Raw genomic sequence first — 17,894 nt, 5'->3', positions numbered from 1 at the left:
TATAAGTTTTGTAAGAAATAAGGATGGAGTGAGGTGGTTAAATGGAAAACAAAAAATTAGTTCAGTGTGAAATAGAGCATCATGCAACATTATTTGCACTTTTTGCAAAGTTCACAATAGAGAGTTTTGCTGAAAGAGGAGAAAAAATAATTTTTAATGCAATCGAAAAATATGGACATGAACGTGGAAAAAGAATGGCAGAAAGGGCAATCAGAAATGGTGATTCTTTAGATTTTATAAATAGCCAGGCTTATGGAGAATGGGTTCCCAAAGAAGGACAAATGGAGTTTGGAATTATCGAAACAGAACCAGAATTTGTTAGTAAAGCTACAAAATGTGAATGGTGTGGGTCATGGAAAAAACATAATCTTTTACAGTATGGAAAGTATTATTGTGTCAACATAGATTCAGCTGTTTTTAATGGATTTAATGAAAACTTTCATATGACAGTATCTAGCAATCTAAGTTTTGGAGCTGATCGCTGTGAGTTTCATTTTGGACATGCAATGAGTGATGAGGATATGGTAAAACTATCACAAAAAAGAGCAGAGTTAGGAACTAGTTGTACTAGAGACTTTAACTTTCATACAGCTCATTTATTAAATTCAATAAGTGAAACATTAATTAGCGAACTTGGTGAAGAAGGAAAAGTAATTATTAATAAAGTGCTAGAGGGATATGTGGCACTGTTTGGCAGAGAATACTTAGAGGTGTTAGAAGAAAAATAAGAGAAAAACGAGGGGGAACTATATATGTTGAATAGTAAAATTGCCTTTATTGGTGGCGGTAATATGGCAGAGGGGATTATACGTGGAATTATTTCTAATGAAGTTTTTCAACCTGAAAATATTATTGTTTTTGATATATTAAGTGAAAGAAAAAAATATTTAAATACTACATATGGAATTGTTGAAGCAGAAGATATTTCAAGTGCTGTAAAAAGTTCAGATATTGTTTTAGTTGCAGTACGTCCACAAGATATTGAAAAAGTTGCACAAGATATTAGAAATGATTTAAATGAAAATACTATTATTATTTCTATTTGTGCTGGTATTAAAATAGAAAAATTAGAAGCCATATTTGGAGAAAAACATAAGCTTGTTCGTGTTATGCCAAATACTATGATAGATGTACAACATGGATTTAGTGCTGCAAGTATAAATGAAAAAGTTAGTCTTAGTGACAAAGAAATTATTCAAGAAATTTTAACTTCATTAGGGCAAACAATGTTTATTGATGAAAGTCTTTTCAATTCATTTACTGCTTTTAGTTGTGCTGGACCTGCTTATGTAATGTATTTTATTGCAGCTTTAGTGGATGCAGGTGTTCAATCTGGATTTTCACGTAAAGATTCCATAGCTATTACTTTAGAGAATATAATGGCATCTGCACTCACTATTGAAAAAACAGGAAAACATCCTTATCAAATTACAGACACTATGACTTCTCCAGCTGGAATTACAATTGATGGATTACATGTATTAAGTGAATCAGGTTTTCATGGAATTGTTATGTCTAGTGTAAAACAAGCATTAAAAAGAACAAATGAATTAGAATAAACTAAGGAAAACCAGGGGGCAATATATATGAAAAAAGAATTAATTAGTTTAAAAAAGATAATAATCCTTGCAGGAGCATTATGTGCATATTGGATTGGGGCAGGATTTGCAACGGGGCAAGAAGTTTTACAATTTTTCACCACAAGTGGGGCGAATGGAATTATAGCAGCAGTAATTTTTTTAGCATTAATGAGTGGCTTAACATACATTTTATATGGAATAGGCCAAAAAAAGAAATTTGGTAATCCATATGATGTTTTTGAGTATTATTGCGGTAAAGTTATAGGACAAGTTTACATATGGTATACTGTTGTATTAGTATATGCTATATTTGTAGTTATGCTTGCTGGAGCTGGTGCAACAATTAACCAATATTATGGAATACCAACATATGTAGGTACTGGAGTTATAGCACTTCTTTCATTAGGAACAGTAGTTCTAGGAGTAGAAAAGCTTATTGAAATAATAGGAGTTATAGGACCAATCAAGATTATATTTGTAGCAATAGTAGGAGTTTCAGGAATTGCTACCCTTATTAATCAACCAAACCTTTTATCAGAAGCTAGTAATCTTATACCAACATTAGGCTTTCAAACTGCATCTTCGAATTGGGCATGGTCAGGAATATTGTATGCTTTTCTTGCACTTATGGTTAGTATACCATTTCAAGTTGATTGTGGGGCATCTGCAAAAAGTTTAAAGGAAGCGAGAACTGCAGGACTTATAGGAACTATTGCTTTTACAGTAGCAATTATATCACTTGTGATAGCAGAACTTGTTTATTATAAATTAATTGTAGGTCAACAAGTTCCAACATTAGCAATTGCTAATCATATATCACCTGTATTAGGATTAATTTTTTCAGTATTAATAGTATTAAGTATTTACTCAGCAGTAGCTTCATTCCTTTTAGTGACTGTTAGAAAGTTTGCAGTTGATAAAACTAAAAAATTCAATACTATTGCAATAATATTAACTGCTATAGGTATGATTTTTGGAGGTATACTCCCTTTTGATAAATTGGTGAATATTTTATATCCTTTAGCAGGATATTCAGCTATTATTTTTACTTGTTTTATAATCTATAAAGAATTAAGAGTAAAAAATAGAAAATTTGATAATGAGGTAGAAGTTGATATTAATTAGAGAATTAGTAAGATTAACTATTATTTGATGAAACTAATATAAGGAGAATAAATTATGAATGAAATTAATAAATGGTTTGATGAAAATAGTTCTGATGTATGGAAAATAGCAGAATTTATATTTGAAAATCCTGAATTATCATTAGAAGAAAAGAAATCAAGTAGATGTTTAGCAAATTTTATGGAAGATCAAGGATTTTCAATTGAGTGGAAAGTTGCAGGTTTGGAAACAGCTTTTGTTGCTACATGGGGAACTGGTAAGCCTGTACTAGGCTTTCTAGCAGAATATGATGCATTACCAGGTTTAGGACAGAAGCCAGTAGATAGGCGCTCTGAAATTGAAGGTTGTGGCCATGGTTGTGGACATAGTGTGCTAGGGGTTGGTGCAGCGGCAGCTGCTGTTGCTCTTAAAAAAGAGCTTGAGTTAAGTGGTAAAAGTGGAACTATAAAGCTATTTGGTTGTCCTGCAGAAGAGATTATGTATGGGAAAATCATAATGACAGAACAAGGCTGTTTTGATGATTTAGATGCAGCAATTACATGGCATCCATCAGATGTAAATAGAGTTGGAGAAGATATTTATCAAGCTATGGATTGTAAAAAGTTTAGGTTCTTTGGAGTAACGTCTCATGCATCTGGAAGCCCACATTTAGGTAGAAGTGCACTTGACGCAGCAGAATTAATGAATGTAGGAGTAAATTATTTAAGAGAACATGTAACAGATGATGTCCGTATTCATTACACTTACTTAGATGCTGGTGTAAAACCAAATATAGTTCCTGACTTTGCACAAACATCATATTATATTCGAGGTAATAGTCGTAAACATGTTGATGATGCATCTCAGCGTATAGAGCGTATAGCACAAGGGGCAGCCCTTATGACAGATACAAGGTATGAAAGTGAATTAGTATCTAATTGTAAGGAAACAAAATTGAATTTCACATTATTAGATACATTTTATGAAGCTATGACAGAAGTTCCTGTACCTAAATATACAGAAGAAGAAATTCAATTTGCAAAATCAATTAGTGAAGCTGCAAATTTAGATAATGAAGGTAAATATTTTGATGGACTACAGAAATATGAAAGAAGAGCAAAAGATATATATATTTCAACTGATGTATCTAATGTAAGTCACAAGGTTCCTACTGTTACATTAAATGCAGCTACAGCATGCAAAGGAACTCCTTTACATCATTGGGCCTTTACAGCACAAACTGGTTCAACAATTGGCTTTAAAAGTATGATTTATGTAGCTAAGTGCATGGCTTTGGGTGGACTTAAATTAATTAATAACCCAGAAATCTTAGCAAAAGCTATAGATGAACATCTTAATATATAATTAAGTTTGTCTTTAATCTTTTATTTATTCATGTTATTATTTTTCAAGTAACACATTAGTATAAGTTTATAAAATTTTAAATTAATTAAGATTGAGGTAAAAATGGAGAAGGATGATATAAAATATAAAAATTATTTGCAAATTCTAAATGAAGAATTAGTTCCAGCAATGGGATGTACTGAACCAATTTCTATTGCTTATGCAGCTGCAAAGGCTAGAGAAGCATTAGGGGCTATACCTGAAAAAGTTGTGGTTGAAGCCAGTGGTAACATAATAAAAAATGTAAAAAGTGTTATAGTTCCTAATACAGGAGGTCTAAAAGGAATAGAAGCTTCGGTAGCTGCTGGGATTATAGCTGGCGAAGCTGAAATGAAATTGCAGGTTATTTCAAGTGTAAAAGAAGAAGATAAACAACTTATTAAAGAATATTTATCAAATAATTCTATAGAAGTTGAATTTAAAGAGACTTCATTTATATTTTACATACAAATTAATGCATTTTATAAAGATTCATATGTAAAGGTAAGAATAGTAAATTATCATACGAATATTGTTTTAATTGAAAAGGATGGAAAAGTCATTTATGAAAAAGATGCAAATGCATCTAAAGAAGAAGGACTTAGTGATAAAACATTATTAAATGTAGAAGATATTATTGATTTTGCAAATTCTGTTGATATTAAGGACATAGAAAATATTATCGGAAGGCAAATTGAGTATAATTCAAGAATTGCAGAAGAAGGTTTGAAAAATAGCTATGGTGCAAATATTGGAAAAGTTCTATTTTCTACATATGGATCAGATGTAAAGGTAAGAGCAAAGGCTAAAGCAGCAGCTGGATCAGATGCTAGAATGAATGGATGTGAGCTTCCTGTAGTTATAATTTCAGGTAGTGGAAATCAAGGAATGACAGCTTCACTTCCTGTTATAGAATATGCTAATGAGTTAAATGTTTCAAAAGAGAAACTTTATAGAGCTGTAGTTCTTTCAGATTTAATTACAATACATCAAAAAACAGGGATAGGAAGACTATCAGCATATTGTGGAGCTATTTCAGCTGGAGCTGGAAGTGGTGCAGGTATTGCATATCTTTATGGCGGTGGATATAAAGAAATTGCACATACAATTGTTAATGCATTATCTATTGTTTCAGGGATAGTTTGTGATGGTGCTAAAGCTTCTTGTGCAGCTAAAATTGCTGCAGGTGTGGATGCTGGAATTTTAGGATATCATATGTACAAGCAAGGGCAACAATTTAGAGATGGTGATGGTATTGTTAAAAAGGATGTTGAAGCTACAATATCAAGTGTTGGGAAACTTGCAAAAGAAGGAATGAAAGAAACTGATAAAAAAATTATTAGTATAATGATTCAATAATAAATAAATAATTCTTGCAATTAGAAATGGTAACATGGTATAATTTGTTAGGAAATAGTGAGAAATATGTGGGATGTTGATTCACTATGAAACCTTACTTGCAGACAATAAAAACATTTTACGTAGAAACATGGGTTAGCACTTTTTAGTGCTAACTTTTTTTATTTTTATTGAAAAGTTGGTGATAAGATGTTTTATAAAATGAAAAGTTATTTTTACTTAAAGGCATTAGGGGATGATGCAAGGTGAGGGATTTTTCAATAGATGAGCAAGTCAATTCAAGATGCTCTAATGCTGAGTACGCTTTAAATAATTGTGGCAGAAGTTTATATGAGGCAAATAGAGTAGCAAAAGAAGCAGTAGAATTAATTAATAGTGATGGTGGACTTGGATACATAGATTATTCTCCTCTTGATAATGAGATTAATGAACTTTTTAATTGGTCTCAAAGGTATACAGTTTTTAAAGGGCTATGTGGATACTATGATAGCAGTGTTGATAGTGATTTTTTTTCAGAGCAGGAAGATGCCTTAGAAGACTTGGGGCTTATAAGGATTGAAGATATATCTGTAAAAAATAACTTAGGAATAGAAGAATCTGGCGTAACAGAAGAAGGCTATGAATACACAAGAGAAAAGGCAGGGTTAACTTTTCAAGATTTGTTAACATACGAAGGCGTATCAGATGTTATGAAAAAGCAATATGAAGAATATAAGGAAAATGCTAAAAATAATAATGAAGAATATATCGATGAGTATGGTAAGTATCTAAAACAAACTATAGAAGGTGCAGATGTAACTTATGAAAAGGCATGGGAAAAGTGGGTATCCCTTGGTCTTGATGTAATCCCAATAGTAGGAGATGCTAAGGGATTGGTTGAAGCTGTTATAGGAATGGATTTAATAACCCAAAGAAAGTTATCAGATGCAGAGAGAGCTTTAAGTGCATTGTCAGCAATACCTCTAGTAGGAGATGGAGCTGTGCTAATTAAGGTAGGAAGTAAATATGGTGCTAAGGAATTACTTAAGGTTTCGGGAAAGGAACTTATAAGAAATGTAGGTGCCATGGGGACAGGCTATATTTCTATGGAAGCAGCAGAAAAAGCAGGGCTACCACCATGGGTAGGGCTACTTGCTTATCAGGGAACTAGAATTAGTGCTATGGGAGTATCAAGATATGGAGGTACAGTTTCTGCTAGAGTTAAGGGAGTTGAAAGTGGAGGCTTTTTAGACAACCTAAGGATAGAAACTCCAGATGCTTATAAAACTTTTATGAAAACCATACAAGATGGAACTAAGGATAAAAGTTTAAGGCTAAGCAGCCTTGGAGCTGGAGAATTTGAGAGGATTTATAGAAGTAACGAGAACTTGAGAAAGATAGTAACTGAGGTTGATAATCTTGGGTTAACTGCTGAAGAATCAAAGAGAGTTAGAGCTGTTTTGGATAGTGGAGATAAGGAAACTATAGAAAACTTAGCACAAGTTGTTGTAAAATATAAGGGAGATAAGGACAGGATTCTTGGGTTTATTGATGAAAAGGGGGCAAGTAACCTTTACAGATTAACAACTAAAGATATACCATCTGTAAGAAATGGTGAATTTAATAAGTTCTTTAATTCATTAACTTCTGAAGAATTAGATGAGATATGGAAAGACCCTAAGCTGAGAGAAACGATAGAGGACAGATTAAGACAACCAGGTGGATTACATGAATGGCATTTAGTTTCTAGGACTCCTCAGTTTAAGAATTGGTATGTAACAGCAGAGCAAATTAAAGATTTAAGAAGTTTAACAACAGATGTTAAATTCGTGAATCCTAAAGGAATACATGGGGGTAGAGGTTCAACAACTGCTCATAATGAATTGTTAAAGATAATTGATAGTTCAGCAGACTATGATACGTTTATAAGAAGGCTGAATAATTGGGCAAATTATAGACTGGATGGAGGTGTAGAATCTTTGCCTAAGGGATTACAACGGAAATAAGTTAAAGGAGAGATGAGTATGCAAAAAGAAGGTAAGGTATCATTATGGCTAGGGATTTTTAATGATGAAGAAACTTTCAGAAAATTTATGGAGATTAAATATACCGATGATGGGGACTTAATACCATCAAAGTTTAAAAAGCAATTTAAGATAGATTATTATGATATAGACTTTTCAGAAATAGATTATATGGAGGAAAAGTCAAATGATTTGCAGGTTTTATTAGAAGGCTTTTCTAATGATTATGAGATAATACCTAGATTAAATGAAAAATATAGTGGAGGAATGTATAATTCTATAGTATTGTTATATGACTTTGAATATCAGCATAATGGAGATAATTATAAAAATGGAGATAATGAACTGAAGTTTATTGGATGTGTGGACTACAGTAAATAATTGAATGCATAATAAACTGATAGCATAATCTAAATAATATAGTGAAAAGATGAAATGAATCAACTGAAATTTAAGTAAGTTGGTTCATTAATTTTAGTTAATTAAATCATTATGAAGTGAAAATTATTTATATAATTAGGAGAAATAAGAAAATGAAAGATACAAATATATATGTTATCCATGGTTATACATCTTCAAACCAAGCAGAGTGGTTTCCATGGTTAAAGGAACAGTTTAAAAATAGTCCTGTCAAAATTTATATTCCTAACATGCCTGATTCCAGCAATCCACATCTTGAACCATGGCTTGAGCATCTTCGTAAAAATGTTTTGGACATTGATGAAAATACCATATTTATCGGGCATAGCCTCGGATGTATTATGGCACTTCGATATATACTTGAAAGAAATATAAAAATCAAAGGGGCGATACTTGTTTCAGGTTTTATAAATGAAAATCCCATGGATGAGCAAACAGAAGGATTACAAGAATTTGTAGATGGACCACTTGATATTGAAAGAATAAAAAGTTTAATTCAATCAAGAATTGTTATTACGGCAAAAGATGATGATATTGTTCCAACCAAAGCAACACAAAAATTAGCCAAAGAATTAGATGCAAATCTTATGATTCTTTCATCAGGAAAACATTTTATTGCTCGTGATGGATATACTGATTTCCCTGTTTTATTAAATGAAATTCAGAAGTTGATAAGCTTTATTTAAATGGCTAAGGAAGCAAATAAGGTTAGAGCTATTTTGGATGGTAGACATAAGGCAAATATAGTCAGAACACTATAATTGCTGTAAAATATAGGTAGATAGGAATTTCAGAACATTTAGATTGGAGCTATGAGTATGGAAGATTACATAATTAAGGTAGAGAATTTAACCAAAAGGTTTGGAAAAAATATAATCTTTGATAAAGTAAATGTTGAGTTTAAAAAAGGGGAAAGTGTAGCTATTCTTGGAAATAATGGGATGGGGAAAAGCACTTTTCTTAGAATAATTTCTGGACTTACAAGTTTAAGTAGTGGAAAGATAATAATTGATAGAAATGTAAAGTTTAATTATATACCAGAGAATTATTCAAAGCTTAATTTAACAATAGAAGAATATTTAAAATGTATAGGTGACTTAGATAATATAAGAAAAGAAGAGTTTGAGGCAAAGGTTAAAGAGCTTTATGAAAAGTTTTATCTAAAGAGTATGAAAGATGTTCCAATGAAGAATTTATCTAAGGGGTCGCTGCAAAAAGTAGCAGTGATTCAAGCGTTAATTTCTAATTCGGATGTATTACTATTAGATGAACCTTTGTCTGGACAAGATGTTAACTCCCAAGCGAACTTTATCAGGATCATTAAAGATCTAATATCTGAAGGCGTAACTGTCATTATGTCATGCCATGAGCCATTTTTAGTAGATGAATTATCTAGCAGAGTTCTCAAAATTGAAAATAAAAAGATAATTGAATCAGTAAAACCTAAAATAGAAAGGGTTAGATATAATATATTAATTTTTGAGAAAAAAGAAAAAAGTAATATAGATAAATTAACATCAGAATTTGGAGATATTTTAGAATGCCATGAGGAAGAAGGAGTAGTGAAATTAAAAGTAAGAGAAAGAAGTAGCAATAAAGTTCTTTTAAGTGCTTTAAACTATGGGTTTACATTAAAATATTTCAAGTAATAAATGGAGGAACATTATGATAGCTTTATTAAAGTATAACTATAAAATATATATGAAATACAATAAGTTTATGATACCAGTAATATTTTATTTGTTATTTCAGTTAATTTATTATAGTACAGGCTCAGAAAAGTTTGTGCCTAGTATTATAGTTTGCGCCAGTGTAGTATTTTGTATAATGACTTGGATGGGATTTAGTTATTGCGAATTACAAGACTGGAGAACAGAACAAATTGTATTTCTTAAGACAAATAACAGAAACTTATATTGGATTTCAAAAATAATATTCATGTCTATTATAGAAAGTATCATATCATTAGTTGGAGTACTTTGGCCATTAATTATTAGCTGTATAAATAATGGCGTTTTTTCAAATGATGAGATTAATATAAATGATATTGTATTAGGTTTTCTTATTCTCGTCTTATCTGCATTAATGGGAACACTGTTAGGAATGATTTTCCAAGGGAAGGTTCTTGGAAATCGAAATAGGGCAATATTGGTATTATTCTTAAGTGTAATCATGTCTGTTGTAAAGATTCCAATGGCAAATGAATATCCAATTACAAAAATAATTACATGGCTTGTTCCTCCTATAAACAATCTAACTAACTCTTGTATGAATATGGCAAACTTTTCATTAAGTATACTTGTAATTCCCATTATTTACAGCATGCTTTATATCTTTGTAGAAGTTATGGTTTATGTTGGATTGATGAAAAAAATATTATTTTAAGAGTGATGGTATTTATGATAAACTTCTATATTTTCTATAGTATAATATACTAAATGACATGATACTTACATAAGAAGAAAATATTGACACATGGTAATTAGATATAGAGAGGATTTAAATTCATGACAAATGATAATAATATTCTAGACTTAAAGAAAGTTCATGGTATAAAGTTTAGAATAATGTGGAGTACTAAAATTCTATACTTGATGTTAGGAATCACAGTATGGATAACAATAATATTTCAAATAGGTAGCTTGTTAAAGTATGGATTTATGATGAAAAGCTATGAAGAATTAGTACCTTTAGTAGTTATGTATGTGGTAGTGCTGCTTTTGGCTAGTTATTTTAATAGAAAATTTTTAGGAAAGATTGTAGCAGTTATAAATGAAAAAGGAATCTATACAAAAAGTGGAGTTATTCCTTGGAATAAAATAAAAGAAATCAGATATAATACCCTAATTTCTTTTTCAAGGGTAGCTGATCCATATGAACGATATTGCAGTTTGACAGTTATTACTTGTCATAAGGAATATAAAATCTTGCATGCACCTCATATGATGATTAGGTATATAAAAAGATATGTTCCAAATGTGAAAGTTAAAAGGGATAAGGAACTTATAGCAATGATTTTGATTTCTTTAGGGGTGTCTGTTTTTGTTCTTATTGCTGATAAGTTTAAATTTTTTGGATAGGAATATGAGATGATAGAAGGGATATGGAAATTTTGAGATTTGATGAGGCATTTAAAGAATTAATAGATAATAAAAGAACTATATCAAGAAAGGCGTGGTTACCTTCTTGGGATATATCATATGATGAAGAAAATAAGGAAATAATATATTTTGATGGGCATGGATCACAAAGATGGTGTCCTTCACACGAAGATATAGTTTCTACAGATTGGCAAATAGTTTGATAGTGCAGAAAGTTAGGTGAAAAGTCTAATACCTTTACAAAAAATGAATAATTATATAGTGATTTGTTGATATATGTATAAAAGTGGCATATAATGAAAATGTATATAGAAGAATTGCTTTTCGTTAACGTTACGTAACGATATTATTTAATGTGTAGGATATATGCTCCTATACTATACCTATTTATAATTGTATTATGATTGCTTTATGTAGTATTATATAATTTGTGCAAAAGGTTGAGTTCTTCTATATACGTTTTTTATATTTAAGTAGGTGAGTAAAATTTTTAAAAAGTCAGATGAGGAACTTAAAAACGAATTTTATAATCTAATCACTAGAAAAGATGTGGCAAAATTACTTGAAATAGAAGAAAAAAGTTTAAGGTATTTTCTTTATGTTAAAAAGAATGAAGATATGTACACTACTTTTGAAATACCTAAGAAAAAAGGAGGAGTAAGAAAGATTAGTGCTCCCGTAAAAGAATTAAAAAGCATTCAAAGAAAGTTAGCATATGTTCTTAATCTAGTTTATAAGGTAAAGTCTTCAGCATATGGTTTCATTCCTAAAAAAAATATAAAAGATAATGCTAAGAAACATGTAAGAAAAAAAATAATTTTAAATCTTGATTTGAAGGATTTTTTTAATCAGGTGCATTTTGGAAGAGTTAGAGGAATGTTAATGCATGAGCCTTACAGTATTGGACAAGAGGCAGCAACAGTTATTGCACAATTAGCCTGCTTTAATGGAGTTTTATCACAAGGGTCACCGTCTTCACCAGTTATAACGAATATGATTTGTAGTCCTTTGGATACTCAACTTATTAGACTTGCAAAAAAACATGGAATAGTATATACAAGATATGTTGATGATATTACATTATCAACTTTTAATGATAGTTTTTCAGAAACTATTATAAAAGGAGATGTAAGTAATTTAATAATTGGTAGCGAGCTTGAAAATATTTTGAAGAAAAATAGTTTTAGTGTTAACTCGGACAAGGTGTTTTTGAATAACAATGTTACAAGGCAAGAAGTTACAGGGCTTATTGTTAACAGGTTCCCGAATGTTAAAAGAGAATATATAAAAAATTTAAGAGCTATATTACATAATTGTTGTAAAAAAGGTATATACGAAACAGCGCTAGAATATATAGAGAAGAGTCATGGTAAGAAGAAAGATATTATAAAGAATTCAGACAATAAAGAGTATGTAAATAATTGGTTCAAGTGTGTTTTGAAAGGTAAGATTAATTTTATTAGAGAAATCAAAGGAAAGAATGATTATATATTTCTAAAATATGCGCAACAATTAAATTTATTATTTAATGAAGAAATATTTAATTTAGATTTTCTTGATGAATTTATGTATAATGTAGTAATTTTAGAAACTACGAATACAGATAATATTGTACAAGGGTCTGGCTTTTTTATTAAAGATATAGGATTATTTACTAATTATCATGTTACAGAGAATAATGAATTTTATTCTGTAAAAACATACAAGATGGAAAAATTAGGCATTATATCGAAAGGATTAAACGAAATTAATTCTAATATAGATATTGATTATGCTTTATATGAATTGAAAAGTTCTAAAGTCTCTGGTTTAGAATTAGGGGATTCTAAAAATATTAAGGTAGGAGATAAAATAGTTGTTATAGGATATCCTGAATATTGCGACAATGATTCTCCTAACATTCAAACTTGTAATATTATAAGTCGAACTAACTTTTTAGGGGAATGTTTGTACACAATTAGTGGAAGGATAGTGCATGGTTCGAGTGGTGGTGTGGTGTTAAATATGAATCATAAGGTAATAGGTATAATTAAAGCAGGAGTTGTTACGTTAAATGAAGCAAATACATCAAGTAAACAGGGATTTATCCCAATATATTTAGCTTTAGAGCATCTTAATAAGGGTGTCTAATTTTTAGTTTATAAGAAACAAGAAGAGTAGGATAAAAATTAAAAATAAATGTAAAAGAAGGATATATTGTTAAAATGTTCTCTTTAAATGATATTCAGTAAAGAAAAATTTATGGAGATTTCATTTAAAAATTTTTAATAACAATATGGATATATGTTTTAAAAATAAATTTATAAAGTAGTAAGTATCTTGATTAGTTATTTGAGATTATTTCAAGTATAAGACTTAACCTTATTATGTTATCAAGTAGTATATCCTAAGGGAAAGTACCATTATTAGCAATATTTTTAGATAATGTTAATTAAGAACTACCATATAAATTGATTAAAAGTATTTTTGAGAACTTTAGTAAGGTTTTGACTAAAAGTTCAACTAGGGATTAATAGAAGAAGTTATTATATATGATAAATTTAATAAACTTTTCAAGCAATGAAGAAGGAGTATCTTTGAAAGGTACTCTTTCTTCTTTTATACTCAGAAATGTTGGAATAAGTACTTTGAATTTAGATATTGTTATAAAAAAATAATTACATATAAAATTTGCAATATTTTTGTTTTTAACACACGACATTTCTTGGTATAATCTGATTATGGGTTTATGTGGAATTAATAGTGAAAATATAAATGAGTGTTTAGTTATAATAAAAACTAGATCTAGATAAAGTGCGCATACAGTAACTGAAAATGTTAATAGCTACCGCAATGTTTTGTGTTTAGTTTAGATATTATCAAAAAATAATGTTATACATATTTTGAATCGGTGAAAAGTTTGGATTCGAAAAATGAAAATTGAATTTTAATATTAAATTATAAGAAAATTAATTAGGAGATTAATGTATATGGGAATGTTGGATTTTAAAGAGATACCACAGGCTAATAATGCAAATGGGAATCAAGATACTTTTGAGTTATTTGCACGAGAAGTATTAAATATGTTAGGTTTTGAAATTTTAGTTAATCCTGATAGGGGACAAGATGGGGGAAGAGATCTAATTATAGAAGAAAAAAGGATAGGATTATTAAACGATACGAAGGTAAGATGGCTAGTTAGTTGTAAACATAAAGTTCACTCAGGAGGTTCTGTAATTGTTAATGATGAAGAAGATATAGCTGACAGAGTGCTAGCGAATAATTGTAATGGTTTTATTGGGTTCTATTCCACTGTCGTTAGCTCACCACTAAATAGAAAACTTGAAAGTCTAAAAGAAAAATTTGAAGTTCAAACTTTTGATAATGAAAAAATTGAGGGATTACTTCTTATGAATGAAAGAGGGAAAGACTTAATAAAACGGTTTTTTCCTAAGTCGTATCAGAGATTGGATGACAAAGCACCTTCAAATTTGCTAAATAAATATATGCCTTTAAAGTGTGCATGTTGTGGTAAAGATTTGCTGAAAAGAGACCTCTTAGAAGATTATGCTGGAGTTATTGTTTTTGTAGAGGAGAGTGGATTAAATAAAGGATTTACGGCAGATTTTGAAAAAACGAAAATTGTAGATATATATTGGGCATGTAAAGGTACTTGCGATGACAAATTGACACAGTATTACATTAATCAGGGGTATGTAAATGGATGGGAAGATATTTCTGACATCATTATTCCATATAAATATTTACAATGGATTATGAGCATATTTAATAGAATTAGGGATGAAGACGATATATACACTGATGTAGCTTTTGAAAAGTTAAAAAATTTTATTATAGCTGTTTCACAGATAGTATTTAAGAATCAATCAAAAGAAGATATTCGTAGAATTATGGATTTAAATAGTTTGCCAGATTGGATGTAAATAATTTCGTTATTAAGTATATACACAAGTTCCAACGTATAAAGAATGTGAAGGCATGAAGAGATTTTTACGTATACATCCAAAGAATCCTTTATCCTCTGTGCAATTATAAAATTAATATTGTATGGGGAGGTACCACACCACCATGGACAAAGAATGGAGGAAAAGTGCAATTATATAGAACTAAAGAAATATTAAAAAAGTATATTTTATATAATAATATGTAGCGTACAAATTGAAATTTGTAGGTTATTTAAAATATTAATTTAAAGATAAATAGTAATTTATCGATTTGATTATTATTAAATTATGAAGAAAATTTATAAACAATGAAATTTCGAAATTAGAATTTATTGGAGGATTTAATGAAGGATATTAAGCGATTGGTCAACCAATTTCGACATGCGATAGACATGGCTAAGGATGAAGGGGATTTTAATAAGGACCGTTCATTTTCTAAATTCCCGAGTGGATGCTGTGATGATACTAGTGATTTGTTAGCTGAATTTTTGTTGAGAAACGGTATCAGAACATATTGTGTCTGTGGTACGTATAGAGATGGTTCGTTTGAAAATCACCAGTCTCATGCATGGTTGTTGTATGATAATCATATTATTATAGATATTACTGGCGATCAGTTTAAATATAATTCGAATTTTTTGAATTATGATAAATCAGTATATATAGAAGTAGAGGATGATTTTCATAGACTATTTGAAGTTGAAGACCGGGATATTCGTAAAAGTGTTGGCTTAGATGCCTTGGGTAGTGGGAGCCAGCCGAGGCTAAAGGAGTTGTATAGGAAAATCATTAAATACATTTAAGAAAATATCACGTTTTTTAAAGAGGTGTATAATCTAATGATTTAATATTATGGTTCTATATAATAATGACAAATTCCAATTTGATGAGGTATTAATATGATAAGAAGAGCAGAAGTAAAAGATTTATCAAGGTTAGCAGAAATATTGATTTTTGCAAAACGAACTGCTTACAGACAAATATTTAATAACGATATTGTTTCATTTAATGAAATGCAGGTTTTAGATTTGGCATTAGACTTTCGTGATAAAGAATCCAAATTAGATGACTTATATGTATATGATGATGGAATTGTAAAAGGACTTATTAAATGGAGAAAAGTAGGTAACAAAGATATTGAAAGTAGTATTGAGATTTATGAGCTTTATGTTGATACTTTTTTTCAAGGACAAGGAATTGGAAGTATTCTAATAAAAGATTGCATTGAACATGCCAGAAAGCAAAATATAAGAAAAATATTTCTTTGGGTATTAGAAAAAAACTATACTGCAAGGGAATTTTATAAAAGGCATGGGTTTAAACCAGATGGTGGCAGTAAATTTGAGGATGGAACTACAGAAATAATTTTAAGATATAAACTAGAAATATAATTTCTAACTTATATCGGTACGTAATTCTGATAAGGAATTCAATTATCAGTGTTTTAAAAACAACTATTGGTTGGCAGATTATAATTCTACTTATGATGCTTATAAATATAAATTGAAATTTGAAAGAGAGTGGCATATATGAGATTAGAAACTTCTAGAATAATTCTTCGTCCTTTTGAAAAGAAAGACTTAGAGGATTTAGATGAATATTGTAGCCAAGATGGTGTTGGAGAAATGGCTGGGTGGAAGCAGCACTGTAACTTGCTAACTTCAAAAGAAGTGCTTGATAGAAATATTCAAAATGAGAACATTTTTGCAATAGAAAATAAAGAAAATAAAAAAGTGATTGGACATATAGCAGTAAATAACGATTCTGAGAATGGAAGAGAAGATACAAAAGAATTGGGATGTGCATTGAATCGTAACTACCAGAACCAAGGAATTATGACAGAAGTAATTTATCAGATTCTGGATTATCTATTTTCTAAGGATATAAAATATGTGTATGCTTGTTGTTTTCAAAGTAACAAACCATCTAAGGGGTTAATCGAAAAATGTGGTTTTACTTTTGAGCAAGAAGGCCTATTTTATTCAAAATCACTTAACAAAACTTTTAAGTCATTTGAGTATGTTTATAGTAAAAATGATTGGCAGTCACAGAAGAGACATTAATTGAATAGATTAAGAGGATTCAGTTTTTAGTTCAATATTTTATTATCAATGTTGTACAAGCTCTTGTAATCTTAAAAATTGGATTATAAGAGCTTGTTTCTTATTTCATAAACACAAATATTTAAAAGATGTTTTAGGATAATGAATGGTGAACCATATACGTGGAGAAGCAAAATTAATAGATAAAAAATTTTATATATTTAGTTGGAAATCTTATTGAATTCGTTATTTATATTGTATTTATTTTGATTTTAACCTATTTCTTGATAGATACATTAAAATAATAAAAACTATTATCCAAGTAGTAATAACTAATATTGCAAATTTATATGTTACGAAACACCCACCGGTAGAAGTTACAATGGATCTATCGACTATGCTGACGGAGTCTCCTAAAAATGAGAATAGATAACAAAAGATTTTTTTTATTTCATTAAAACTATTTGAAACAGAAATTAGTAAAGTAAGTATAGGAAATAAAATATTTATAGAAATTACAGTAAGTGTATTCTTAAATAAAAGAGAAATTAATGTGCAGAAACATATACAGCTTATTGCAAATAAAAGTTGAAGAAGTAGTGCTTTAAATATTAAATTTCCAGCTGAAATATAAGATGCAGTATTATCAATAGGCGAAATAAATTGATTATATGTTGTATTTAAAGTAGTACTGCTTGCGAATTTTGAAAAAATTAATTCAGGTGCTTTAAGAGTACCAAATCCCCATAATAATCCTGAAGATATATAAGCTATTAAATCAAAAGAAATAATACAACCTATAACAGCAATACAATTAGCAATTAATTTTCCAAGTATTAATTTAAATTTTGATATAGGACGAAGTAAGATAAGTTGGATGGGAGGATGTAGAATAACTTGTGTAAATTGAATATTGGATATGTTTTATAACTGGAAATTTCATTTCCAGTTATATTTT

General features: G+C 29.6%; 18 protein-coding genes. All 18 read left to right on the top strand.

Annotated elements, in window-relative coordinates:
• Positions 1-41 precede the first annotated feature (41 nt).
• The 18 genes from H9661_RS12820 (at position 42) to H9661_RS12740 (ending at position 16,957) form a co-directional block, all read left to right on the top strand.
• A complete protein-coding gene (locus H9661_RS12820; RefSeq protein WP_191769183.1) occupies positions 42-728 on the top strand; it encodes an L-2-amino-thiazoline-4-carboxylic acid hydrolase in 687 nt (228 codons plus the stop codon).
• Between the two features lie 24 nt (positions 729-752).
• Positions 753-1,559 (top strand): pyrroline-5-carboxylate reductase, encoded by an 807-nt coding sequence (gene proC / locus H9661_RS12815; protein ID WP_143316508.1) that lies wholly within the window; start codon positions 753-755, stop codon positions 1,557-1,559.
• Between the two features lie 27 nt (positions 1,560-1,586).
• Positions 1,587-2,705, top strand: coding sequence for a YkvI family membrane protein (locus H9661_RS12810; RefSeq protein WP_191769181.1), 1,119 nt, complete (start codon positions 1,587-1,589; stop codon positions 2,703-2,705).
• Between the two features lie 54 nt (positions 2,706-2,759).
• The gene (locus H9661_RS12805; RefSeq protein ID WP_191769178.1) at positions 2,760-4,049 is read left to right on the top strand and encodes an amidohydrolase; all 1,290 of its coding nucleotides are present in this window, start codon (positions 2,760-2,762) and stop codon (positions 4,047-4,049) included.
• Positions 4,050-4,151: 102 nt separating this feature from the next.
• A complete protein-coding gene (locus tag H9661_RS12800) occupies positions 4,152-5,426 on the top strand; it encodes an L-cysteine desulfidase family protein (RefSeq protein ID WP_191769176.1) in 1,275 nt (424 codons plus the stop codon).
• 245 nt (positions 5,427-5,671) lie between these two features.
• The gene (locus H9661_RS12795; RefSeq protein ID WP_191769174.1) at positions 5,672-7,411 is read left to right on the top strand and encodes a pre-toxin TG domain-containing protein; all 1,740 of its coding nucleotides are present in this window, start codon (positions 5,672-5,674) and stop codon (positions 7,409-7,411) included.
• A gap of 18 nt (positions 7,412-7,429) precedes the next feature.
• The gene (locus H9661_RS12790; protein WP_191769172.1) at positions 7,430-7,810 is read left to right on the top strand and encodes an immunity 22 family protein; all 381 of its coding nucleotides are present in this window, start codon (positions 7,430-7,432) and stop codon (positions 7,808-7,810) included.
• 152 nt (positions 7,811-7,962) lie between these two features.
• Complete coding sequence (locus H9661_RS12785; RefSeq protein WP_191769170.1) at positions 7,963-8,535, top strand: RBBP9/YdeN family alpha/beta hydrolase; 573 nt, start codon at positions 7,963-7,965, stop codon at positions 8,533-8,535.
• Between the two features lie 132 nt (positions 8,536-8,667).
• Complete coding sequence (locus H9661_RS12780) at positions 8,668-9,498, top strand: ATP-binding cassette domain-containing protein (protein ID WP_191769168.1); 831 nt, start codon at positions 8,668-8,670, stop codon at positions 9,496-9,498.
• Positions 9,499-9,514: 16 nt separating this feature from the next.
• Positions 9,515-10,234, top strand: a complete 720-nt coding sequence (locus tag H9661_RS12775; RefSeq protein WP_191769166.1) for a hypothetical protein — start codon at positions 9,515-9,517, stop codon at positions 10,232-10,234.
• 122 nt (positions 10,235-10,356) lie between these two features.
• Complete coding sequence (locus H9661_RS12770; protein ID WP_191769164.1) at positions 10,357-10,929, top strand: hypothetical protein; 573 nt, start codon at positions 10,357-10,359, stop codon at positions 10,927-10,929.
• Between the two features lie 32 nt (positions 10,930-10,961).
• Positions 10,962-11,153 (top strand): Thoeris anti-defense Tad2 family protein, encoded by a 192-nt coding sequence (locus H9661_RS12765; RefSeq protein ID WP_191769162.1) that lies wholly within the window; start codon positions 10,962-10,964, stop codon positions 11,151-11,153.
• A gap of 274 nt (positions 11,154-11,427) precedes the next feature.
• Positions 11,428-13,080 carry a reverse transcriptase domain-containing protein gene (locus tag H9661_RS12760; protein ID WP_191769160.1) on the top strand — a complete coding sequence of 551 codons (1,653 nt, stop codon included), beginning with the start codon at positions 11,428-11,430 and terminating at the stop codon, positions 13,078-13,080.
• 401 nt (positions 13,081-13,481) lie between these two features.
• Positions 13,482-13,607: a hypothetical protein gene (locus H9661_RS19895; RefSeq protein WP_279290168.1), complete on the top strand. Its 126-nt coding sequence runs from the start codon at positions 13,482-13,484 to the stop codon at positions 13,605-13,607.
• A gap of 312 nt (positions 13,608-13,919) precedes the next feature.
• Entirely contained in the window at positions 13,920-14,873 is a 954-nt protein-coding gene (locus tag H9661_RS12755) for a restriction endonuclease (RefSeq protein WP_191769158.1), read from the top strand.
• Between the two features lie 365 nt (positions 14,874-15,238).
• On the top strand, positions 15,239-15,697 hold the full coding sequence (locus tag H9661_RS12750) for a hypothetical protein (protein ID WP_143316491.1): 459 nt from the start codon (positions 15,239-15,241) through the stop codon (positions 15,695-15,697).
• Between the two features lie 96 nt (positions 15,698-15,793).
• The gene (locus H9661_RS12745) at positions 15,794-16,285 is read left to right on the top strand and encodes a GNAT family N-acetyltransferase (protein WP_191769156.1); all 492 of its coding nucleotides are present in this window, start codon (positions 15,794-15,796) and stop codon (positions 16,283-16,285) included.
• 138 nt (positions 16,286-16,423) lie between these two features.
• Positions 16,424-16,957 carry a GNAT family N-acetyltransferase gene (locus H9661_RS12740; protein WP_191769154.1) on the top strand — a complete coding sequence of 178 codons (534 nt, stop codon included), beginning with the start codon at positions 16,424-16,426 and terminating at the stop codon, positions 16,955-16,957.
• Positions 16,958-17,894: the final 937 nt, after the last annotated feature.

The organism is Clostridium cibarium (assembly GCF_014836335.1).
Classification (GTDB): domain Bacteria; phylum Bacillota; class Clostridia; order Clostridiales; family Clostridiaceae; genus Clostridium; species Clostridium cibarium.
The sequence above is the reverse complement of the archived record's forward strand: the minus strand, read 5'-3'. Positions and strand labels throughout refer to the sequence as shown.